Origin of the sequence: Escherichia sp. E4736, from assembly GCF_005781225.1 — a bacterium.
Lineage (GTDB): Bacteria > Pseudomonadota > Gammaproteobacteria > Enterobacterales > Enterobacteriaceae > Escherichia.
The window spans coordinates 117778-140918 of record NZ_VATT01000007.1 but is presented as its reverse complement, the minus strand read 5'-3'; the positions used below and the strand labels follow the sequence as shown (position 1 = coordinate 140918).

Annotated in this window: 19 protein-coding genes and 1 pseudogene; 11 read left to right on the top strand and 9 right to left on the bottom strand. The window is 50.0% G+C overall.

Going from position 1 to position 23141, the window contains the following annotated elements:
- The first annotated feature begins 241 nt into the window (after positions 1-241).
- Both FEK46_RS05260 and FEK46_RS05255 read left to right on the top strand, forming a co-directional pair.
- The gene (locus FEK46_RS05260) at positions 242-619 is read left to right on the top strand and encodes a DUF1878 family protein (protein ID WP_130205450.1); all 378 of its coding nucleotides are present in this window, start codon (positions 242-244) and stop codon (positions 617-619) included.
- Between the two features lie 209 nt (positions 620-828).
- Positions 829-1539, top strand: coding sequence for a hypothetical protein (locus tag FEK46_RS05255; RefSeq protein WP_135559663.1), 711 nt, complete (start codon positions 829-831; stop codon positions 1537-1539).
- 262 nt (positions 1540-1801) lie between these two features.
- On the opposite strand, the gene phoH is transcribed toward FEK46_RS05255, so the two are convergent.
- The 5 genes from phoH to putP all read right to left on the bottom strand — a co-directional run bounded on the left by phoH (position 1802) and on the right by putP (position 8312).
- Positions 1802-2590: a phosphate starvation-inducible protein PhoH gene (gene phoH / locus FEK46_RS05250; RefSeq protein ID WP_167852394.1), complete on the bottom strand. Its 789-nt coding sequence runs from the start codon at positions 2588-2590 to the stop codon at positions 1802-1804.
- Positions 2591-3198: 608 nt separating this feature from the next.
- Positions 3199-4470, bottom strand: a complete 1272-nt coding sequence (efeB, locus tag FEK46_RS05245) for an iron uptake transporter deferrochelatase/peroxidase subunit (RefSeq protein ID WP_135559664.1) — start codon at positions 4468-4470, stop codon at positions 3199-3201.
- A gap of 5 nt (positions 4471-4475) precedes the next feature.
- A complete protein-coding gene (gene efeO, locus FEK46_RS05240) occupies positions 4476-5603 on the bottom strand; it encodes an iron uptake system protein EfeO (RefSeq protein WP_130205442.1) in 1128 nt (375 codons plus the stop codon).
- 57 nt (positions 5604-5660) lie between these two features.
- The gene (efeU, locus tag FEK46_RS05235) at positions 5661-6491 is read right to left on the bottom strand and encodes an iron uptake transporter permease EfeU (RefSeq protein WP_000497942.1); all 831 of its coding nucleotides are present in this window, start codon (positions 6489-6491) and stop codon (positions 5661-5663) included.
- 312 nt (positions 6492-6803) lie between these two features.
- Positions 6804-8312, bottom strand: coding sequence for a sodium/proline symporter PutP (gene putP / locus FEK46_RS05230; RefSeq protein WP_135559665.1), 1509 nt, complete (start codon positions 8310-8312; stop codon positions 6804-6806).
- A gap of 421 nt (positions 8313-8733) precedes the next feature.
- Between putP and putA the strand changes: the two genes are divergently transcribed.
- Positions 8734-12696 carry a trifunctional transcriptional regulator/proline dehydrogenase/L-glutamate gamma-semialdehyde dehydrogenase gene (gene putA, locus FEK46_RS05225; protein WP_135559666.1) on the top strand — a complete coding sequence of 1321 codons (3963 nt, stop codon included), beginning with the start codon at positions 8734-8736 and terminating at the stop codon, positions 12694-12696.
- A gap of 39 nt (positions 12697-12735) precedes the next feature.
- Here the strand turns inward: putA and rutR are convergent, their stop codons facing one another.
- Complete coding sequence (rutR, locus tag FEK46_RS05220; RefSeq protein WP_000191701.1) at positions 12736-13374, bottom strand: HTH-type transcriptional regulator RutR; 639 nt, start codon at positions 13372-13374, stop codon at positions 12736-12738.
- A gap of 260 nt (positions 13375-13634) precedes the next feature.
- Between rutR and FEK46_RS23640 the strand changes: the two are divergent.
- Positions 13635-13889: pseudogene (locus FEK46_RS23640) on the top strand (solute carrier family 23 protein); the annotation flags it as partial.
- A 258-nt stretch (positions 13890-14147) separates the two neighbouring features.
- On the opposite strand, the gene FEK46_RS05210 reads toward FEK46_RS23640, so the two are convergent.
- On the bottom strand, positions 14148-14321 hold the full coding sequence (locus FEK46_RS05210; RefSeq protein WP_001273658.1) for a general stress protein: 174 nt from the start codon (positions 14319-14321) through the stop codon (positions 14148-14150).
- Positions 14322-14697: 376 nt separating this feature from the next.
- Here FEK46_RS05210 and wrbA point away from each other — a divergent pair, with 376 nt between their 5' ends.
- Together wrbA and FEK46_RS05200 are read left to right on the top strand one after the other, a co-directional pair.
- Positions 14698-15294 (top strand): NAD(P)H:quinone oxidoreductase, encoded by a 597-nt coding sequence (gene wrbA / locus FEK46_RS05205; RefSeq protein ID WP_001151442.1) that lies wholly within the window; start codon positions 14698-14700, stop codon positions 15292-15294.
- A gap of 20 nt (positions 15295-15314) precedes the next feature.
- Positions 15315-15542, top strand: a complete 228-nt coding sequence (locus tag FEK46_RS05200) for a YccJ family protein (protein WP_001143120.1) — start codon at positions 15315-15317, stop codon at positions 15540-15542.
- A 400-nt stretch (positions 15543-15942) separates the two neighbouring features.
- Here the strand turns inward: FEK46_RS05200 and agp are convergent, their stop codons facing one another.
- Both agp and FEK46_RS05190 read right to left on the bottom strand, forming a co-directional pair.
- Entirely contained in the window at positions 15943-17184 is a 1242-nt protein-coding gene (gene agp, locus FEK46_RS05195; RefSeq protein ID WP_135559667.1) for a bifunctional glucose-1-phosphatase/inositol phosphatase, read from the bottom strand.
- A gap of 149 nt (positions 17185-17333) precedes the next feature.
- Positions 17334-18767: a gluconate:proton symporter gene (locus FEK46_RS05190; RefSeq protein ID WP_130205434.1), complete on the bottom strand. Its 1434-nt coding sequence runs from the start codon at positions 18765-18767 to the stop codon at positions 17334-17336.
- 272 nt (positions 18768-19039) lie between these two features.
- Between FEK46_RS05190 and FEK46_RS05185 the strand changes: the two genes are divergently transcribed.
- The 5 genes from FEK46_RS05185 (at position 19040) to cbpM (ending at position 23050) form a co-directional block, all read left to right on the top strand.
- Entirely contained in the window at positions 19040-19954 is a 915-nt protein-coding gene (locus FEK46_RS05185; RefSeq protein ID WP_135492174.1) for a LysR family transcriptional regulator, read from the top strand.
- A gap of 50 nt (positions 19955-20004) precedes the next feature.
- Complete coding sequence (locus tag FEK46_RS05180; protein ID WP_135559668.1) at positions 20005-21258, top strand: D-amino acid dehydrogenase; 1254 nt, start codon at positions 20005-20007, stop codon at positions 21256-21258.
- A complete protein-coding gene (locus tag FEK46_RS05175) occupies positions 21255-21611 on the top strand; it encodes a RidA family protein (protein WP_135559669.1) in 357 nt (118 codons plus the stop codon). The genes FEK46_RS05180 and FEK46_RS05175 overlap by 4 nt, the downstream gene beginning before the upstream one ends.
- Before the next feature lie 213 nt (positions 21612-21824).
- Positions 21825-22745, top strand: a complete 921-nt coding sequence (gene cbpA, locus FEK46_RS05170) for a curved DNA-binding protein (RefSeq protein ID WP_130205426.1) — start codon at positions 21825-21827, stop codon at positions 22743-22745.
- Positions 22745-23050: a chaperone modulator CbpM gene (gene cbpM / locus FEK46_RS05165; RefSeq protein WP_130205424.1), complete on the top strand. Its 306-nt coding sequence runs from the start codon at positions 22745-22747 to the stop codon at positions 23048-23050. Before cbpA ends, cbpM begins: the two co-directional genes overlap by 1 nt.
- Positions 23051-23141 lie beyond the last annotated feature (91 nt).

Sequence of the window (23141 nt, the reverse complement as noted above, 5' to 3'; positions counted from 1 at the left end):
TGCTCTTCTGAAGCGAGCACAAGACAAAAGAGTTTCCGATATTGCTTTAGGAACTCTTGATACAAAAGATCCTGATGCTGATACTCACCTGCTTCTTGTTGAAGCAAAATAAATCTTAACTCTTACGAAACAGGTTGGCATTCAGGCACTCCAGACTCGCATATGTTCATGATCTACAAACCAAGACTCAAGATGTCATATCTGCGATGAATTCTACAAATTCTAAAATGGAGGATAAAGCATGAACTTAACTGAAATTTCAAAAGAAATTGAAAAATTGAAATACCATATAAGTATCCTTGGTGACATAATCGATTACCATAATCATCCTGTGGAGTCATTAACTATTTCAATGGATTGGAATGAAAAAAACATTAATCGTACACATGATATATTTGAAAAATACGATGAAAAATTAAGCAACAATGAAAAATTAAAATGGTATGAATTTGAAAACGACTTAAAAGATGAACTCGATATTGAATACCAAATGGTAAAACAAGTTATTCTTGCTTTTTACAAAAACCATCAGTGGACAGATGTTTGTTATCAATATGCGCTGAGTTTTGGCCCCAACATACCTGCCGAGTTTTACCAAATTATTCGCCACAATAACTGATTGTTTATCTGGTAGTAGGCTAAATCTATTACCAGATAAATGCTTTTGTTCATAATCATTTATTTATCAACTAATCTAATGCACAAACTGATATGGCATTGATTCGGGCGATGAGGCAGTAAATTATATACGATATTAATAATAATCTTGCGCATGCATTAATATCAATCAGTATAGTTTTCATAGTAAATCAATTTAAGGATATAACCATGTATAATACAAAGAGGATTGCCTGGCGTGCATATAAAAAAGGGTATCATACAGGGGAGAGTATAAAATGGTTTTCATATTTTCACTCAATTCTTACTGGAGCCTGCTTTACCTTTTTTATTGGGCTTTTTAGTGTACCCCCTGTTAATATCTCCAATAGTTTTCCGCTATGGTGGGCTACGTTAGGTTTCGCAATATCAACATTACTGAACACAGGCTTCTCATTATTTTACATATTCGCAAGTGACGAAAGGGAATTCATTTTTGAGCTACACTCATATAGTAAAGTCGGTAATTTATTGATTATTACTTCATTAGCACTACCAGTAATTTCATTTATCATGTTACTTTTTTATTACTCCACACATATTGGCGTAATTATTTTATTTGTCACGGCCATCATTTTATTGATAATAAAAAGAATGTTTTCAGAGATAAAATCAACAAAGGATAAAATAGAAAAGAGAAAATTATGGTCAATTGAAAATGATAAGTTTGATGATTATGATACAATATGTGAACAATATGACTTTCCAATTTTCACACCAGAAGAACAAACCCAGAGAAACATTGAGTTTTATTTCATTATAAAAATATGTAAAATCATAAAAAATTTTCAAGACAACAATCCTCAAATCGACAACATGGGTAATATTGACTTTTTAATAGCGAATTGCTCAACATTCTTCATGAAATGTATAACAGCATAAATTTCCACCCTGGAATTTTATCAAAAAAATCAAAGGAATTGATTTTATTAACCATGACTGACAACAATGAATTGAACAAGGAAAAAATCGCAGAAGAGCTGACAAAACTGAATGAATATATTGAGAACAGACTTTATTATTTAAAATAGCTATCCTGCATTGCAACTAAACCGGCTGTAGGTGGTTTTAGATAAATTTGCACTCCGGGCATAAACAGCAAAAACAAAGCCCGGTTAGCCCGGGCTCTGCGTTTGTAATGCGCTTAACTATAGGCATGTAGCGTACGTTGGCAAAGTGCCGAACGTACGCAATCATTTTTGCCGAACCGGACGATCCCGACCATTTCATCTTCTTCGAAACGTTCCAGCGCATCACTTAATCCGGAGCGCACGCCGCGAGGCAGATCGCATTGCGTGATATCACCATTGACGATAACCGTTACGTTTTCCCCGAGGCGGGTTAAAAACATTTTCATTTGCGCGGCAGTCACATTCTGCGCCTCGTCAAGAATGACAACTGCATTTTCAAAGGTACGTCCACGCATATAGGCGAACGGCGCGATTTCCACCTTCCCTATTTCCGGTCGCAGGCAATACTGCATAAAGGAAGCCCCCAGGCGCCGGACCAGCACGTCATAGACCGGACGAAAATAGGGAGCAAACTTTTCTGCGATATCCCCAGGTAAGAAGCCAAGATCTTCATCGGCTTGCAAAACTGGACGGGTGACGATGATCCTGTCGACATCCTTATGTATCAGGGCCTCAGCCGCTTTTGCCGCACTGATCCAGGTTTTTCCGCACCCGGCTTCGCCCGTGGCGAATATCAGCTGCTTACTCTCAATAGCCTTCAGATAGTGCAATTGCGCTTCATTTCGCGCGAGGATGGGCGAGGTATCGCGACTGTCGCGAGCCATACCAATGGCTTCTACGCCGCTCATCTGCACAAGCGAGGTGACCGATTCTTCTTCACGCTGCTTATGGCTGCGCGAATCCCGTCTCAGCACACGTTTTGCCTCGCGACGAGCTTTGATCACTGCTTTTTGTCTTCCCATGGAGAGCACCTTGAGTTGTTTGTATTCATCACACGCGCCGTTGGCAGCGCGATTATGCGCACGAACATCAGAGGGTTGGCTTCCTTGTAAGCCATAGTTTGCTTTTGGATAAAATGCCGAAAAACGGCTACGCACACCGTTTGCGGCGTCGGTAACACAAGAAAAGGGAGGAAGTGAGTAAAAATACAGAGTGACGAAGTTGCTACCGGAGGAGAAATCTCCGCGTTTGGTCGAGCGTTGATTGTCAAAAACATGTCCAGTGCAGGACGTTACCATCCGCGATCTCCATAGTGACTGACTATCACTGCCGGGAACTACCGCTGTTACTTAATAAGTACAACAGTTTTCGCATTCATTGCAACAATATTTTTACTTGCATTTAACGATAAACACCCATTTCGGTGACATTAGTTTCTACTGGAAAGATGACAGAGTGATGACAGTGATGGAAAAAGCTGTGTGCTTTCAGCAGGATTCGCAGGGCTGGTAAAATGTGCCTCGTGTTTGCCGGATTCGGCGCGAACGCCTTACCCGACCTACAAGTGATTAATAATTTGTGCACAAAACTCATGCCCGATAAACCTGCGCATCGGGCATATTTGCGTCGTTCAAACCTGCAATAGCGCCCTTCCCAGATAATCGTTCGCGTCCTTCACTCCCGGCAGCGCAAAAAAATAACCGCCGCCGATTGGTTTAACGTATTCCTCCAGCGCTTCGCCATTGAGCCTTTTTTGTACTGTCAGGAAGCCTTTTTCCAGATCGTGTTGGTAGCAGACAAACAGCAACCCCATATCCAGTTGTCCGGAGTTGGTGACGCCCAACGAATAACTGTAGCCACGACGCAGCATCAGGCTGGACTCACTCTCCGCCGTGCGGGGATTCGCCAGCCGGATATGGCTGTCCAACGCAATCACCTTCCCTTCCGGGTCGCTGGCGTAATCGGGAACATCATGCTCATGCTGCATTCCCAGCGGTGCGCCGGTTTGCTTATCACGGCCAAAAATCGTCTGCTGTTCTTTCAGCGGCGTTCTGTCCCAAAATTCCACTCGAAACTGAATCAAGCGTACTGCCTGATAGCTGCCACCGATTGTCCACGCAGGCTCCTGCTGATCTGCCGTCACCCATACCACTTTTTGCATCAACTTATCATTCTGGCTGTCGGGATTGGCAGTGCCGTCTTTAAAGCCCAGCAAATTTATCGGCGTCTCTTTGCCTTTACTACGCGCCGCGTGATCGGAAATAAACCCTTCCCGCTTCCAGCGCACACTGAGCAAATCCGGCGTGTGTTTGATGATATCGCGCAGCGCATGGATCACCGTGTCCTGGGTGTTGGCGCAAATTTGTAGCAACACATCACCATGACATAACGCCGCATCAAGCGAGTCGTTGGGGAAACGCGTCATCTTCTGCAACTTTTTCGGCATCTGCGGCGCAAGCCCAAACCGTTCATCAAACAATGAGTGGCCCACCGATAACGTGATGGTGAGATTATCGGGCGCAATGTAGTCGCCAAGAATGCCGGAATCGAGTGGTGGCAGGCGCGGATTTGGTGTTTCTGGTGCCGCTCCGCCCTTAGTCAGAAAAGCAAAACGCTGAGTCAACAAGCGAAACAATCGTTCAAGATCGGCTTTATCGCTGGCAAGCACATCAAACGCCACCAGCATCATTGCGGCCTGTTGTGGCGTCAGGATCCCTGCCTGATGCTCACCGTAAAACGGCTGTTTCTCATTACGTGCATCCGGTGAAAGCGTACCCGGCGCACTTTGCGTTTTTTGTGCATGAGCGACCGGACAACTTCCCGCCAGCGCCAGCGCACCAATCCCTTTCAATAAACGTCGGCGTGACAGTCCATTCACGCCGTTTTCATCTTCATACTGCATAACGCTTAGTCCAGCCCCAGCACACCGCGAAGTTGCGCCAGATCTTCCGCCAGCGCAGTAATCGGCCCTTTCAGCGCGTTACGGTCGGCGTCGGTCAGCTTGTCGTAGGTTTCAAAACCGTCTTTGGTACGGTATTTCGCCAGAATGGTATCGACCTTTTTGAAGTTAGCATCGACTTTTGCCAGCAGCTCCGGGTTGGCTTTTTGCAGTTGTGGACGCAGCAGATCGACAATTTTCTGCGAGCCTTCAACGTTAGCCTGGAAGTCCCACAGATCGGTGTGGCTGTAGCGATCTTCTTCACCGCTGATTTTGCTGGCTGCCACTTCCTCAATCAGTCCGGCTGCGCCGCCGACCACTTTTGAAGGTGGGAAAGCCAGTTCACTGATGCGTTTTTGCAAATCGACCACATCGGTATAAAGCTGGTCAGCGTACGTATCCATCCCTTTGGTGGTGTTGTCGCCAAACAATGCTTTTTCCAGACGGTGGAAACCGGTGAATTTTGGATCGGCGGCTTTTTGCTCGTAATCATCTTCACGGGCGTCAATGCTGCCATCCAGATCGGAGAACAGTTCAGCAATCGGTTCGATGCGCTCATAGTGCTGACGCGTCGGCGCATACAGTGCTTTCGCTTTTTCGATATCGCCTGCTTTAATCGCGTCGGTAAAGGCTTTAGTGTCGGTCACCAGCTGCGTGGTTTCTGCCATGACATACGCTTTATATGCAGTAATTGCACCACCAAGACTTAACAGCGCATCACTTTGCGCCGCATCCGCCGTTGCCTCGCCTTTGACGATCAACTTCCCTTTCGGGTTAGTCAGCAGACCGCAGGTCATATCGTATTCGCCAGGCTGTAAATTCGCCGTCATTTTCTGGCTAAAGCCAGGGGCGATATTTTCCCGCTCTTCCACTACCATTACGCCTTTAAGGATCTCCCACTCCAGCGCCTTCTGGCTGTGGTTCTGAATGATAAATTGCGTTTTCCCGGCGTTAACCGTAATGGACATCGGTTCGCACTGCTTATCCGTCACGGTCACTTTGACCTGCGGCACATCAGCGGCGTTAGCCATAAAAGCAGAAGAAAACAGCGCAGCCACGCTCAACTGCAATGCGTTACGGCGGAAGTTAATGGTCATGACGAGACTATCCCTTTAAAGTATGTTGTAACTAAGCAAGAGTTTGCGTCGTATTCGTTATGCGGAGCGAGACGCTGTCGCCCCTGCACGTGGTGGCAGAGCAAATGCCACCAGCGCCGGGATGAGATAAATAAACCAGACGGCGACTTCGCTGACGCTCGGCGCTTCCTGATAGCCAAAAATCCCTTCCATTAGCGTGCCGAATAGCGAGTGAGTTGAGAGCACCGCGCTCATATCGAAGGCGATTTCCTGAAAGTGGTTCCACAGGCCAGCTTCATGAAATGCGCGAATGGCACCAGCTGCCAGCCCTGCGGCGACGAAGAGAATAAACAGGCTGGTCCATTTGAAAAATGCGCCGAGATTAAGACGAATACCGCCCCAGTAGAGCAGGAAGCCGAGCACCACGGCAGTAGCAAGACCGAGCATTGCACCCAGCGGCGGCCAAATCCCGACATCTTGTTGAAATGCCGCCAGCAGGAAAAAGACCGACTCCAGCCCCTCCCTTGCTACGGCAAAAAAGACCATCATCACCAGCGCCCAGCCATGATGATTTCCACGCTGCAATGCGCTATCGACTGCCTGTTCCAGTTGCACTTTGACGTTGCGCGACACTTTGCGCATCCAGAAAACCATCCAGGTAAGGATCACCACGGCGATCACCGCCACGATACCTTCAAACAGTTCCTGTTCTTTTTGCGGAAATTCGCCGGTGGTTTCATTAATGAAGATCCCCAAGCCCAGGCACAACGCAGCGGCAAGCAACACGCCAATCCACATGACACCAATCCACCGGCCTCGCTGGGTACGCTTAAGATAGCTGGCAATCAAACTGACAATCAGCGCGGCTTCAAGTCCTTCGCGCAACATAATGAGAAACGGAACAAACATGCCACCACCCTTAAACGTTTTTCTGAGTCAATCTATGCAAAGAAAAGTAAATCGCAGTGATAGCGATTATCATTACGGTGAAGAAAAATACAAGCGGAATGTTTATAAAATGATGTTGGAATGTAAACAAAGAGAGGTAATGCCCGGGATATAAACGATTATTCCAGGGTAGAAAGATGGGATTGTTTACAACGAGCCATGTGTTCTTGCCAGATGCCGCGTAAGCGCCTTATCCGGCAAGAACCACACAACTATTTTAATGCTGCGCAACACGCTGCTGAAGCCAAACAAAACCGCCGCAGGCTAAGTCCCTTAGCTTTCCTGCAACCGTGACGGCGGCGCTGAATGATAGTGCGCATCGGCCTCGGCAAAGCGTTTTTGCATCGCCGCTGACGGCGCTTTACCCAGCAAACTGAACACCACAATTCCAATGCTACCAAAGATAAAGCCCGGAATAATTTCGTACAGACCCAGCCAGCCGAACTGTTTCCAGACGATAACCGTCAGCGCACCGATGATCATCCCCGCCAGCGCACCGTTGCGCGTCATGCGTGACCACATCACCGAGAACAGCACCACCGGACCAAACGCCGCGCCAAAGCCTGCCCACGCGTAGCTCACTAAGCCCAGTACGCGGTTTTCCGGGTTTGCCGCCAGCGCAATCGCCACCAGCGCCACCACCAGCACCATCACACGCCCTACCCACACCAGCTCTTTCTGGCTGGCATGTTTACGCAGAAACGCTTTGTATAAATCTTCGGTAATCGCACTGGAACATACCAGCAGCTGGCAGCTTAAGGTTGACATCACCGCCGCCAGAATCGCCGACAGCAAAATCCCGGCAATCCACGGGTTAAACAGAATTTGCGCCAGTTCGATAAACACGCGCTCGGCGTTCTGATTTACCGCACCCGCCAACGCCGGATGATCGTTAAAGTAAGCAATCCCAAAGAAGCCAACAGCCACCGCCCCTGCCAGGCAGAGGATCATCCAGGTCATACTGATACGACGCGCATGGACAATGCTGTGGTGAGAATCTGCTGCCATAAAACGCGCCAGAATGTGCGGCTGCCCGAAGTACCCCAGACCCCAGCCCATCAGCGAGATAATGGCGATAAAGTTCAGTCCTTTGAGCATATCGACGTTTTCAATGCTCTTTTGTTTGATCACTTCCAGCGAGTCGCCAAAGCCGCCAACGCTGATAATGACAATTACAGGCGTCAGGATCAGGGCAAAAATCATCAGGCTGGCCTGTACAGTGTCAGTCCAGCTCACCGCGAGGAAACCGCCAATAAAGGTGTAAAGGATCGTCGCCGCAGCTCCCGCCCACAGAGCCGTTTCATAGCTCATGCCGAAGGTGCTTTCAAACAGGCGCGCGCCTGCCACAATGCCCGAAGCGCAATAAATGGTGAAGAACAGCAAAATAACCAGCGCGGAGATAATGCGCAAAATGCGGCTTTTATCTTCAAAGCGCCCGGTGAAATAATCCGGCAGAGTTAAGGCGTTATTATTGTATTCGGTATGAACACGCAACCGCCCGGCCACCAGCTTCCAGTTGATCCACGCGCCTAATGTCAGGCCGATGGCGATCCAGCTTTCGGAAATCCCGGAAAGAAAGACTGCGCCCGGCAACCCCATTAACAGCCAGCCGCTCATATCCGACGCACCCGCCGATAATGCCGTCACGAATGGCCCAAGGCTACGACCGCCCAGAATATAGTCGTCAAAGTTTTTGGTTGATCGCCAGGCGATAAACCCAATCAATATCATGCCAAAGATATAGACACAAAATGTCACCAACATCGGTGTGCTAATAGCCATCTAAAGTCTCCAAAAATTATTATCGGCAATGTCGCAACTTGCCGTTATATCTGCCACCGGAACGGGGTAACAGAGTTTATGTTTTACCAGGGCGACCGTATCCTGCCGGAAGTGCTGGTTATTCACAATCGATTTAACACATCATTTACATCAAATTTTATTGCCCAGCGATACTATTTTTCATCAGGTTGCACTTCCTCACATTTTTCGCGGTTGCACCTTTCAAAAATGTTAACTGCCGCGGAGAAAAAGTCTGCATTACTTTTTTAATCCCTGTCATATCGATTTCTTTTATTAACATTTCATTCATTTTTAAGCTTGCTACGTAAGTCACATTTAACGTGGTTGCACAAAGTTGCAACATAATAGATATTTCACGATAACGTTAAGTTGCACTTTTCAGAACAACAGGAGCAATGGCATGGGAACCACCACCATGGGGGTTAAGCTGGACGACGCGACGCGTGAGCGTATTAAGTCTGCCGCGACACGTATCGATCGCACACCGCACTGGTTAATTAAGCAGGCGATTTTTTCTTATCTTGAACAACTGGAAAATAGCGATACCTTGCCGGAGCTGCCTGCGCTGCTTTCTGGCGCGGCTAATGAGAGCGATGAAGCGCCGAATCCGGCAGAGGAACCACACCAGCCTTTCCTCGACTTTGCCGAGCAAATTTTGCCCCAGTCGGTTTCCCGCGCCGCTATCACCGCGGCCTATCGCCGTCCGGAAACCGAAGCGGTTTCTATGCTGCTGGAACAAGCGCGCCTGCCGCAGCCAGTTGCCGAACAGGCGCACAAACTGGCGTATCAACTGGCCGATAAACTGCGTAATCAAAAAAACGCCAGTGGTCGCGCAGGTATGGTTCAGGGGTTATTGCAGGAGTTTTCGCTGTCATCGCAGGAAGGCGTGGCGCTGATGTGTTTAGCGGAAGCGTTGTTGCGTATTCCCGACAAAGCCACCCGTGATGCGTTAATTCGCGACAAAATCAGCAACGGTAACTGGCAGTCACACATTGGTCGTAGCCCGTCTTTGTTTGTTAATGCCGCCACCTGGGGGCTGCTGTTTACCGGCAAACTGGTTTCCACCCATAACGAAGCCAGCCTCTCCCGCTCGCTGAATCGCATTATCGGTAAAAGCGGTGAACCGCTGATCCGCAAAGGTGTGGATATGGCGATGCGCCTGATGGGCGAGCAGTTCGTCACTGGAGAGACTATTGCGGAAGCGTTAGCCAATGCCCGCAAGCTGGAAGAGAAAGGTTTCCGTTACTCTTACGATATGCTGGGCGAAGCCGCGCTGACTGCCGCGGACGCGCAAGCGTATATGGTTTCCTATCAGCAGGCGATTCACGCCATTGGTAAAGCATCCAATGGTCGTGGCATCTATGAAGGTCCGGGCATTTCAATCAAGCTGTCGGCGCTGCATCCGCGCTACAGCCGCGCCCAGTATGACCGGGTAATGGAAGAGCTGTACCCGCGTCTGAAATCATTAACCCTGCTGGCGCGTCAATACGATATTGGTATTAACATTGATGCCGAAGAGGCCGACCGTCTGGAGATCTCCCTCGATCTGCTGGAAAAACTCTGTTTCGAGCCAGAACTGGCAGGCTGGAACGGTATCGGTTTTGTTATTCAAGCTTATCAAAAACGCTGCCCGCTGGTGATTGACTACCTGATTGATCTCGCAACCCGCAGCCGTCGTCGTCTGATGATTCGCCTGGTGAAAGGCGCGTACTGGGATAGTGAAATCAAGCGTGCGCAGATGGACGGCCTTGAAGGTTATCCGGTTTATACCCGCAAGGTGTATACCGACGTTTCTTATCTCGCCTGTGCGAAAAAGCTGCTGGCGGTGCCGAATTTAATCTACCCGCAGTTCGCGACGCACAACGCCCATACGCTGGCGGCAATTTATCAACTGGCGGGTCAAAACTACTACCCGGGTCAGTACGAGTTCCAGTGCCTGCACGGTATGGGCGAGCCACTGTATGAGCAGGTCACCGGGAAAGTTGCCGACGGCAAACTTAACCGTCCGTGTCGTATTTATGCTCCGGTTGGCACACATGAAACGCTGTTGGCGTATCTGGTGCGCCGCCTGCTGGAAAACGGTGCTAACACCTCGTTTGTTAACCGTATTGCCGACACCTCTTTGCCACTGGATGAACTGGTCGCCGATCCGGTCACTGCGGTAGAAAAATTGGCGCAACAGGAAGGGCAAACTGGATTACCGCATCCGAAAATTCCCCTGCCGCGCGATCTTTACGGTCATGGGCGCGACAACTCGGCAGGGCTGGATCTCGCTAACGAACACCGTCTGGCCTCGCTCTCTTCTGCCCTGCTCAATAGTGCACTGCAAAAATGGCAGGCCTTGCCAATGCTGGAACAACCGGTAGCGGCGGGTGAGATGTCGCCCGTTATTAACCCGGCGGAACCGAAAGATATTGTGGGCTATGTGCGTGAAGCCACGCCGCGTGAAGTGGAACAGGCGCTGGAAAGTGCGGTTAATAAGGCGCCAATCTGGTTTGCCACTCCTCCGGCTGAACGCGCGGCGATTTTGCATCGCGCTGCCGTGCTGATGGAAAGCCAGATGCAGCAACTGATTGGTATTCTGGTGCGTGAAGCCGGAAAAACCTTCAGTAACGCCATTGCCGAAGTGCGCGAAGCGGTTGATTTTCTCCACTACTACGCCGGACAGGTGCGGGATGATTTCGCTAACGAAACCCACCGTCCATTAGGGCCTGTGGTGTGTATCAGTCCGTGGAACTTCCCGCTGGCTATTTTCACCGGGCAGATTGCTGCCGCACTGGCGGCAGGTAACAGCGTACTGGCAAAACCGGCAGAACAAACGCCGCTGATTGCTGCGCAAGGGATCGCCATTTTGCTGGAAGCGGGTGTACCGCCAGGCGTAGTGCAATTGCTGCCAGGTCAGGGGGAAACCGTGGGTGCGCAACTGACGGGTGATAATCGCGTGCGCGGGGTGATGTTTACCGGTTCAACCGAAGTCGCTACGTTACTGCAACGCAATATCGCCAGCCGCCTGGACGCTCAGGGGCGCCCTATTCCGCTCATCGCTGAAACCGGCGGCATGAACGCGATGATTGTCGATTCCTCCGCCCTGACCGAACAAGTAGTAATAGATGTGCTGGCCTCGGCCTTCGACAGTGCGGGTCAGCGTTGTTCGGCACTGCGCGTGCTGTGCCTGCAAGATGAGATTGCCGACCACACGTTGAAAATGCTGCGCGGCGCAATGGCCGAATGCCGGATGGGTAATCCGGGTCGCCTGACCACGGATATCGGTCCGGTGATTGATAGCGAAGCGAAAGCCAATATCGAGCGTCATATTCAGACCATGCGTAGCAAAGGCCGTCCGGTGTTCCAGGCTGTTCGGGAAGACAGTGAAGATGCCCGTGAATGGCAAAGCGGCACCTTTGTCGCCCCGACGCTTATCGAACTGGATGACTTTGCCGAATTGCAAAAAGAGGTCTTTGGACCGGTGCTGCATGTGGTGCGTTATAACCGTAACCAGCTGCCGGAACTGATCGAGCAGATTAACGCTTCCGGCTATGGCCTGACGCTTGGCGTCCATACGCGTATTGATGAAACCATCGCCCAGGTCACTGGCTCGGCCCATGTCGGCAACCTGTACGTTAACCGTAATATGGTGGGCGCGGTGGTTGGGGTGCAACCGTTCGGCGGCGAAGGGTTGTCCGGCACCGGGCCGAAAGCTGGCGGTCCGCTCTATCTCTACCGTCTGCTGGCGAATCGCCCGGAAAGCGCGCTGGCGGTGACGCTCGCGCGTCAGGATGCAGAGTATCCGGTCGATGCCCAGTTGAAAACCGCATTGACTCAGCCGCTGAATGCACTGCGGGAATGGGCGGCAAACCGTCCAGAATTGCAGGCGTTATGTACGCAATATGGCGAGCTGGCGCAGGCAGGAACACAACGATTGCTGCCAGGGCCGACGGGTGAACGCAACACCTGGACGCTGCTGCCGCGTGAGCGCGTATTGTGTATCGCGGATGATGAACAGGATGCGCTGACTCAGCTTGCCGCCGTGCTGGCGGTGGGCAGCCAGGTACTGTGGCCGGATGACGCGCTGCATCGTCAGTTAGTGAAGGCATTGCCATCGGCAGTCAGCGAACGTATTCAACTGGCGAAAGCGGAAAATATAACCGCTCAACCGTTTGATGCGGTGATCTTCCACGGTGATTCGGATCAGCTTCGCGCATTGTGTGAAGCAGTTGCCGCGCGGGATGGCGCAATTGTTTCGGTGCAGGGTTTTGCCCGTGGCGAAAGCAATATCCTGCTGGAACGGCTGTATATCGAGCGTTCGCTGAGTGTGAATACCGCTGCCGCTGGCGGTAACGCCAGCTTAATGACTATAGGTTAAACAGGTAGCCGGAGGATGTTACAACCTCCTCCGGCATCTTTAACGTGGTCGAATCCCCTCAATAATAATCCGCTGCACGTTTTCAACCGTTTGATTGAAAAATACCTCATCGCGCAACGTCGCGCCTGTCACCGCCTCCACCTGAGGGGCAAAATCGGCGTAATGTTGAGTGGAAGCCCAGATCATAAAAATCAAATGCTGCGGGTCAATCGGCGCGAGTTTGCCACTCTTGACCCAGCCTGCAATCAGCGCTGATTTCTCATCAATTAACGCCTTCAAATCGCCCGTCAGTTCATCCATTAACAGCGGCGCACCTGCCAGCATCTCCATACAGAACAGGCGCGAAGCCTGCGGATAATCGCGGGAGACTTCCAGCTTCAGACGAATGTACTCTTTGATCGCCGCCAGCGGGGCGAAATCTTCACGAAACGCCTTTAACGGCGCCAACCAGATATCGAGAATTTGCCGCAGCACGGCAATATACAGTGCCTCTTTCGACGGGAAGTAATACAGCAGATTGGTTTTAGAAACGCCCGCCAACTCTGCAATTTGCTCCAGCCTTGTGCCGTGAAAACCGAATTGCGAAAAAGTGTCCAGTGCCGCGCTAAGAATCGCTTTTTTCTTCGCGCTCACTGCGCGCGAACGTTTACCCGTTGTTTTCACTGCGCCTTGCGTCATGCGCTCTCCCCTCTTGTAGATTAGCAACAGGATAGCAAAACCCCCGTCTGGCCTCGACCTTCTGCACTCTCATCGCGCACGAACGCATGTTTTATGTGCAACTGTTTTGACCGTTTAGTCCACTTTTTACCAGTCATTTTCAACAACCAAACATTAATACATTAATAACATTGAATTTTTAAAAACTGGCATCCGCTTTGCCAACAAGCCATTACGCGGCTGAAAAGGATATGCAGGATGCAGCGCCCCGTCTGACTTTCACGTTATTGTTTTTCTTTATTACTGGCGGACACGTCCCCAGTTATCTCGGTTCCAGCGCGGCTTTTGTTGGCGTGGTGATTGCCGCAACGGGCTTTAACGGTCAGGGGATTAACCCGAATATCAGCATCGCGCTGGGCGGTTTTACGTTGGGAGGGATCGGTACAGCAACTTTTGGCGCGATTTTACTCAATGCGTTGTTAAGCAGAAAGTTGGTTGACGTTCCACCGCCAGAAGTTGTTCATCAGGAGCCATAAACAGAAAACCGCCGGGATTACCCGGCGGTGCAGATTGTTGACAACGTACGCATTGTTCATGCCGGATGCGACGTAAACGCCTTATCCGGCCTACAAAACAGTGCAAATTCAATATATTGCAATCTTCTGGTAGGCCTGATAAGCATCGCGCATCAGGCAAGCTTACATTTGTCATCAGTATCAACCGCCGGGGTAACCGGCGGTGATGGCTTTTTGACGAGCTAGAGACAAAAATGCATTCGTCATTGATTAGCCCGGCTAGTTGTCGCTTTTGCCGTGACTGCTCTTGCCACCTTTTTTACCTGCTTCAGATGCGCGCTGCGGGTCATTTTTGAAATTACCCCCGCTGTGCTGTCCACCTTTTTTACCTGCTTCTGATGCTCTTTCGCGGTCTTCTGCAAAATTACCTGAACCGCCTCGATGGTTTGCCATTACTGACCTCCGTCTTGATGTAGACATCATATTGCATTGCATAAGATTAACGCGGCGTATGGCGGTGCCATATTTTCGCTACGTGGGACTAAGCTTAGTGAACTGACGCGGGTGGACCCGCGTTTGGTAATATCCTGCAACAGGTTCTGAGCGAGAATAGATATCATTTCCAATAATTATCCATAAGCCTCTCTTATGATTAAAAAAACGCTATGGGATAAAAATGTATCATTTTGCGACAAATTTACGCGCTTGTGAAAGTTGTTATAAATCAAATAAGTGGTTGTGAAATTTGCACTCTGAAAAGGACGTCTTATCTTTAAAAGAGTGGTAGCGAATCGCTACGGAATAGAGATAACACGAGGAGTGGTTAGAAATGGCTAAAGTTCTGGTGCTTTATTATTCCATGTACGGACATATCGAAACGATGGCGCGCGCAGTCGCTGAAGGCGCAAGCAAAGTCGATGGCGCAGAAGTTGTTGTTAAGCGTGTACCGGAAACCATGCAGCCGCAATTATTCGAAAAAGCAGGCGGTAAAACGCAAACTGCACCCGTTGCAACTCCGCAAGAACTGGCCGATTACGACGCCATTATTTTTGGTACGCCAACCCGCTTTGGCAATATGTCCGGGCAAATGCGTACCTTCCTCGACCAGACTGGCGGCCTGTGGGCTTCTGGCGCATTGTACGGAAAACTGGCGAGCGTCTTTAGCTCTACCGGCACCGGCGGCGGTCAGGAACAAACCATCACATCCACCTGGACGACACTTGCGCACCACGGCATGGTGATTGTCCCTATTGGCTACGCAGCGCAGGAACTTTTTGACGTCTCGCAGGTTCGCGGCGGAACGCCGTACGGCGCAACCACCATTGCAGGCGGTGACGGTTCACGCCAACCCAGCCAGGAAGAGTTGTCTATCGCACGTTATCAGGGGGAATATGTCGCTGGTCTGGCAGTTAAACTTAACGGCTAATCTTCAACAGGAGGATACGCATGCCAACTCAAGAAGCGAAAGCTCATCACGTGGGTGAATGGGCATCTCTGCGCAATACGTCGCCGGAAATAGCCGAGGCCATTTTTGAAGTCGCCGGGTATGACGAAAAAATGGCGGAAAAGATTTGGGAAGAAGGTAGCGATGAAGTGTTAGTCAAAGCCTTTGCTAAGACCGATAAAGATTCGCTTTTTTGGGGCGAACAGACCATCGAACGTAAAAACGTTTAATCAGCAATTCCCCCGCTTCTCGCGGGGGAGCTTTCAAATTGTTGACAAAGTGCGCTTTGTTCATGCCGGATGCGGCGTGAACGCCTTATCCGGCCTACATGATCGTGCAAATTCGATATAGTGCAATTCTCGGGTAGGCCTGATAAGCGTAGCGCATCAGGCAATCTCACGTTTGTCATCAGTCTCATATTCCCCCGCTTCTCGCGGGGGAGCTTTCAAATTGTTGACAACGTGCGCTTTGTTCATGCCGGATGCGGCGTGAACGCCTTATCCGGCCTACGCGATCGTGCAAATTCGATATAGTGCAATTCTCGGGTAGGCCTGATAAGCGTAGCGCATCAGGCAATCTCACGTTTGTCATCAGTCTCATATTCCCCGCTTCTCGCGGGGGAGCTTTCTGTTATTTCACCGCTTCATTCAACACGCTATCAAACTTATCCATCGGGCAAAAACCGTTGGCATCTATCGGGCAGCCGGTAAGTTCAAGCGTCACGCGTTGAGCCGGAGCCTGCAACGTTAACGCGTCGGCATTACGCAACTGTTCCGAACTCTGGTACACATACTCGATTTTCATCAGGTCGCGGTTGGCTTTGCTGTCATGCCAACGCTGGAAAACGATTTTGCCGCCAATCGGCGTGCGTTCGTTCTGGTCATGCAGTTGATACGGTTTGAAATCCAGCGCCGTTAACAGAGAGGCAATGTTTGAGTCGTGCCCAACCAGCACTGTGATTTTCGGCGCACTGGCACGATCGGTAACCAGGGCTTTGTCGATATAACTGACCAGCGGTTTCGCGACATTGCGCGCCACTTCCGGTGAAGTAAACAGGCTATCCTGGTAGCCGTTTTTCAGTTTCGACAACACTTTCCATTGTTGATCTGATTTGATCTCCCCCCAGGCCACCTGATCCATCGGGAAACCTTCGTAGTATTGCAGGGTGAACGCGTCCACCAGCGAGTTGCCCACTTTTAGCGGCCCGGAAACGCCTGGTTCTTGTTGATACTTCGCGCTAAAGGTATTTTTACCGTCCACCAACGAGCACTGCTGTTTCTCTTTGCAGGCAGGAGAATCTTTATAGTTAACGATTTTTTCCAGTAGCTGGTAGCTGTCGGTAAGCTGAAGTTTACTAAGCTCTTTTTCCATTGCCGCCACCGCCTGCTCACTGAATGCGGCGGAATCATCGGTGATCACCGGGTTAAAGGTTGGGTCCATAGTGCCCATTTTTTCCTGGTGATGAACAGGAATATCACACCCTGGGAATGCGCCGGTAATAAAGAACTGCGCAGTGGCGACAGTGCGTTGCAAACTATTGGCATAGGCATAAACGGTGTCCGGCGGCGGGCATTCACCCGTTTTCACTATTCCCTGCTCTGCCAGCCACTCACGCATGTAATGGCCCATATACACTTCCAGCACGCCGCCTTTGGTCGTGAGTTGTCCACCAGGAACATCCCACTCCGGCCATTTATTCGGCGTCGACTGCTCAAGCACACTGCCATTATTTGCCAATGGCGCACGTAAATTATGACGGCTCATGAGTAGCACTTGCTGTAGCTGATAGCCTTCCGGCATGATCTGTGCCTGCGCATTCGAAGAGAGTAAAACCATTCCAGCCACGGCCGCAGCGATTAGCGTTTTTTTCATTCCCATCACCTCTTTAGTTATCAATCAATTAAGAGTGTGACAGAAATATGGCATTTTTCCGGGAACAGGTTCGCAATTTAGCAGATGACGAGGCGGGAAACCGTCAGGCGATAACGGACAGTAGTCGCGCTATCGCCTGGTTTGTATCGTTAAACTAATACCTGAAACAGCAAGGCAAAAAGAATGATATTGGCAATGACAATGGCCCAACCGTTATAAAGCATATATTTCAGGTGAGTAGATTGTGCCAGCCCCATTTGACCGAACATATCCGATGAAGGGAAAGGCCCAAACCAGTCCACTTGCGATGAGGCTAATAATACTGCCGTTGTACCCTGTGGCGGCACTCCCGCAGCCATCAACATCGGACCAAATATTTTATGCGTGAAGGTCATCTGAGCAACAGCAGCACCTGGCACATGACCGATAATGTTAAAGGCAAAAATACAGAAGCAAAGCCATGCCGGAGATATCCCGGTTAACAGTGGTTGTGTGTATTCGAGCAATCCCTGATACGCCTGCAGGCTATCCATAAGCTCCAGAATCGGGTTATACAGCCAGTAGAGCAGAAACATCCACACCAGTCTGCCACACCCTTTATACAGGGCTTGCAGGATCCCGGTTGGGCTTAATCCCCCCACCAGCCCGGTGATCAACGCCACCAACAGCATAACGATAATGGCAAAACTAAAACCTGCTTTTATCACTACGCCAATAACCGCCATCACAATAATGGTTGCAGCAAATGCCAGGGCGCTGAGTTTGCGACGACGATCGCGGGCAGGATCCTCTTCTTCCTGAGTTTTCTCTGAGAGATCCACTTCGTAGTGTAATTTTCCTTCCGTCATCTTCTGAATTCGCCCGGCCATTATCCAGCCAGCAAATAACGTCACGGCGCTCATTGGCAGCCCGACGTACATCAGGTATTGCGGATAAGTCAGGCCGCCGAGTTGTAAAATCGTCACGGTACTGGGAGTAAATGGCCCGGTAAACAATCCCACTGACCCCGCCGTCATCATCAGTGCAGCCACTGTAGGCGGTGTCAGCCGTACTGCCGCCGCCACGGGAATAATCACCGCAACAATAATGGCATTACCGCCTGCCATAGTACCCAGCGCGCCACAGATAAGAATGGATGAGACAACGATGCCAAATTTGACCCGTGTCTGGCTGGAAAGCCCGATACGATGCACCACAAATTTGACCAGTTCAACGGCGGCTCCGGTACGTGTTGCCACTTCACCTACGCCTGCGCCAAGCATAATGATCAAACCAACAGTGGCGATAAACGATCCCGTCGATTTTGCCAGCATGGCACCCATTTCAGGTAAGCCGGTGGAAGTCATTATCATCGCAATAATAATCGATGAAATAACCGCCAGAACAATATCGACGCCTATCAACGAGAGCACCGCTAACGCCACCAGTGGTGTAAAACCAAGCAGTCCGAGTTCATTACCTGGACGCCCCTGGCACCAGAACGCTATCAGTAAAAATGCAATCAATAACAAACCAATAATGACATTCTTTTTGGTGATATTTTGTCTGGTTAGTAAACCACCAGCGAGCATTGAGTCACTCATATAACTCCTTAACCCCATCGAATCGACTTTCAATATCAGCCGATGTATTTGGACAGCTCAGAAAATATCCCCCCTCGTTATTATTGTTAGCAAAATGCACTGAGGGTTTGTCCGGGTACTACAGGTATTATTCTGAGTTCGTAATTAACCCCTTTAGGTGGGCAAATAACGCTTTGTTACCAGAACAGGCGTTACAGATTAAATTTATGTTAACTTGGTGTTACCATGAAATGACTTTTTATCTATCGTCTATAACTCTGGGTTAACTCTTAATGAAACTGCGCCACCTGGAAATCTTCTATGCTGTGATGACATGCGGGACACTTTCACGGGCAGCGGAATCGCTGAATATTTCCCAACCGGCCGCCAGTAAAGCGTTAAAAAACGCTGAGCAAAAACTCGGTTTTCAGCTCTTTCAGCGAGTTCGTGGCAAGCTTCTTCCAACCAGCGAAGCGATCACACTTTTTGAAAAAGCGCAGTCGATTTATCACGAACTCGACAACCTGCGACTGCTGGCCGATAACCTGACGCGAGATCCGCGAGCCAGAATAGCCCTGGGATGCCTGCCAAGCCTGGGATTAAGTCTGGTGCCGGAAATAGTCACGGCGTTTTACCAGCAGAATGCGAATCTGGTCATGACACTGACGACAGAGCACACTGAAACGTTGGTTAAAAAGCTTGATCTGCGTGAGATTGATCTGGCCCTGACGCTACAGCCGATTCAACAGGGGGAAATTATGACGACGCTGATAGCCGAAGTTCCGCTGGTTTATATCGACCGGGACTATCGCCAGGGCGCAGTAGAAATAGACAAGATTGACCAACAACGCTGGATTTCTCCCGGCCCTCATTCCCTTTCCGATGCAATAGCTAAACGACGTGATTTTTTGACAACGCGCCTGAATGTCCAGACCTATTACATGGCCACGGAATTTGTAAAACGCGGAATGGGATGCAGTATTACCGATATTTTCTCTGCCCGTCATAACCTCCCGGCAGAGACGATTCACCCCATCGAACCCCCAATGAAAATTGATCTTTGTTTGCTACGCCGTGCCGACGTTTCACTTAGCCCTATTACACAAAAATTTGTCGATTTCCTTTGTCAGCAATTACGTCTCCAGCTGCGAGCCATTAACCTTGAGTTATACCCTGAAAATAAAAAGTCAATTGCTCCTCAGGCCTAAATGCTTTGACATAACCCCAACGCATTTATTAGCGGTGGATATCTCAGGTGATGAAAAAACGCATTGTAATTATTGGCGGCGGGGTAATTGGTCTGGCAACAGCATGGGTGCTGGTAAAACAGGGCCATCAGGTACAATTGTTAGAACGCAACAGTCAGGCAGGTATCGCCACCAGTTTCGCTAATGCTGGGCAACTCAGTTATCGCTACGTTGCTCCTCTGGCGGATAAAGGCGTACCGATGCAGGGGCTTAAATGGATGGGGAAAAGCAACTCTCCCCTGAATATGCGTTTGCGCATGTCATTTAGCCAGTGGCGCTGGTTGCTGGAATTTTTATTGGCCTGCAATAGCCGGACAAATAAACTCAATGGCGACCATATTTTACGCTTATCACTGTTAAGCCGTCAGGTCATGGAAAAGTGGCTGCTGGAAGATAATCTTGATGATTTTCACTGGCGCCGTTCTGGCAAACTGATTATTCATCGCCGCCCGCAAGATTTAGCCAAAGCGGCAAAAGGCATTAATCCGCAATTTCAACAGGCTTTATCACGCGAAGAGTGCGTTCATCTTGAACCAGCACTAAAACATATTGGTCATTCATTGTGTGGCGGTATTTACTCTCCCGGCGATGAAACGGCGGACTGCTATAAGTTCTGCCAGGCATTACTTGCCAAACTTAATGCCAGCGCAAATTTTTCGCTACAAACCGATTGTGAAGTTTTGCAGTTGAATAAAAAAGGCGAGCGCATTGACTCCCTTACCACCAGTACAGGAACGCTGGTTGCGGATGATTATGTCGTTGCCGCGGGTAATGGTAGTAAGCATTTACTTGCCGAAACCGGGACTCACGTACCGATCTGCGGTCTTAAAGGTTACAGTCTGACACTTCCCTTCCCACAAGAAATGGGGATCGCACCGCAAATCAGTGTCACCGACTACGGTCATAAAATTGTCTATGCCCGACTCGGTGAGCGGTTGCGTATCGCCGCTATGGTCGATATTGGCTATGACGGAAATGAATTGCGCCCTGAACGAATCAATGCCTTAAAGCAGATCGTAGCTAACAGTTTTCCGCAACTGCAAGGCATCGATGATGCCGAATTATGGACAGGTATGCGTCCATCCACCCCTGCGGGTCCGCCACTATTAGGACGGGCGAAGTATCAAAATCTGTGGATGAATCTTGGTCAGGGCAGTCTGGGTTTTACGCTGGCGGCAGGTAGTGCCGTAGTGTTAGGCGCGCTGCTGTCGGGCGAAGATCCCGCAATTTCCCTTGATGGACTGACATGGAGCCAATCAGCTTGAATATCAAACGTAATAACCCACAACCTCGTCTTGCCACCAGTGTGGAATATGGCAATCTTGTATTTCTCTCCGGTCAGACACCGAAGAGCAATACTCCTGACATCGCGCAACAAACGCGCGAAGTGCTGGAGAAAATCGACGCATTACTTGCTGAAGCGGGCAGTGATAAATTTCATCTCTTGTCCGCTCAGGTATGGCTGAAAGATATCAGCCGCGATTTTGCCGATTTCAACGACGTATGGGTTAACTGGATGCCAGAAGGATATAGCCCGGCACGTGCTGCCGTGCAGGCTGAGATGGCCCGCCCGGAGATTCTGGTTGAAGTGATGATCACTGCGGTAAAAGCAGGATAATTCACCATTTTCCGCCCCCTGACAACGTCGTCATGGGGCATCTGTGAAGGTTAAACGTCCCCTCTTTTACCTGCCAAAATTCAGGCTGAAAATATCATTTTTAGTTATGTTTTTATCACTGGCCTACGATTTTTTCTGATTTCCCCTACACTTAACTCTGATACCTTGTCAGGGGTTTCCCTTTGTCTGTATTGATTTACGCGAGATAACGCTATGGAATTAAAGGATTATTACGCCATCATGGGCGTGAAACCGACGGACGATCTCAAGACAATCAAGACCGCCTATCGTCGGCTGGCCCGCAAATACCATCCTGATGTCAGCAAAGAGCCCGATGCCGAAGCCCGCTTCAAAGAGGTTGCTGAAGCCTGGGAAGTGCTAAGTGATGAACAGCGTCGCGCTGAATATGATCAGATGTGGCAGCATCGCAACGATCCGCAATTCAACCGCCAGTTCCAGCATGGCGACGGTCAGAGTTTCAATGCCGAAGATTTTGACGATATCTTCTCGTCAATTTTCGGTCAACATGCCCGCCAGAGCCGTCAACGCCCCGCCACACGTGGCCACGATATTGAAATTGAAGTTGCGGTATTCCTGGAAGAAACGCTTACTGAGCACAAACGTACCATCAGCTATAACCTGCCGGTTTATAACGCCTTTGGCATGATCGAACAGGAAATCCCGAAAACGCTGAATGTGAAGATCCCGGCGGGTGTCGGCAATGGTCAACGTATCCGCCTGAAAGGCCAGGGGACGCCAGGCGAAAACGGTGGTCCAAATGGCGACCTGTGGCTGGTGATTCATATAGCCCCGCATCCGTTGTTTGATATTGTCGGTCAGGATCTGGAAATTGTGGTGCCGGTTAGCCCGTGGGAAGCGGCTCTGGGTAGCAAAGTCACTGTACCAACGCTGAAAGAAAGCATTTTGTTGACCATTCCGCCAGGCAGTCAGGCCGGGCAACGATTGCGCATTAAAGGCAAAGGTCTGGTAAGCAAAAAACAGACTGGTGACTTGTATGCTGTGCTGAAAATCGTCATGCCGCCGAAACCGGATGAAAATACTGCCGCGCTGTGGCAACAACTGGCAGACGCCCAGTCGTCTTTTGATCCACGTAAAGATTGGGGGAAAGCATAATGGCTCATGTTACGGTGACTTTTACCATTACCGAGTTTTGCCTGCATACCGGCATTTCTGAAGAGGAGTTGAATGAAATTGTCGGTTTGGGGGTGGTTGAACCGAGAGAGATCCAGGAAACAACCTGGGTATTTGATGACCATGCCGCCATTGTGGTGCAACGCGCGGTACGTCTGCGTCAGGAACTAGCGCTGGACTGGCCGGGGATCGCGGTGGCGCTAACGTTAATGGATGATATTGCACATCTGAAACAGGAAAACCGCCTGCTACGCCAGCGGCTTTCCCGGTTTGTGGCTCACCCGTGAGTGTGGCTGCCGGAACTGGCTGCCGGATGCGACGCTTAACGCGTCTTATCAGGCCTACAAAAATCACCGTTCCCGTAGGCCGGATAAGCCG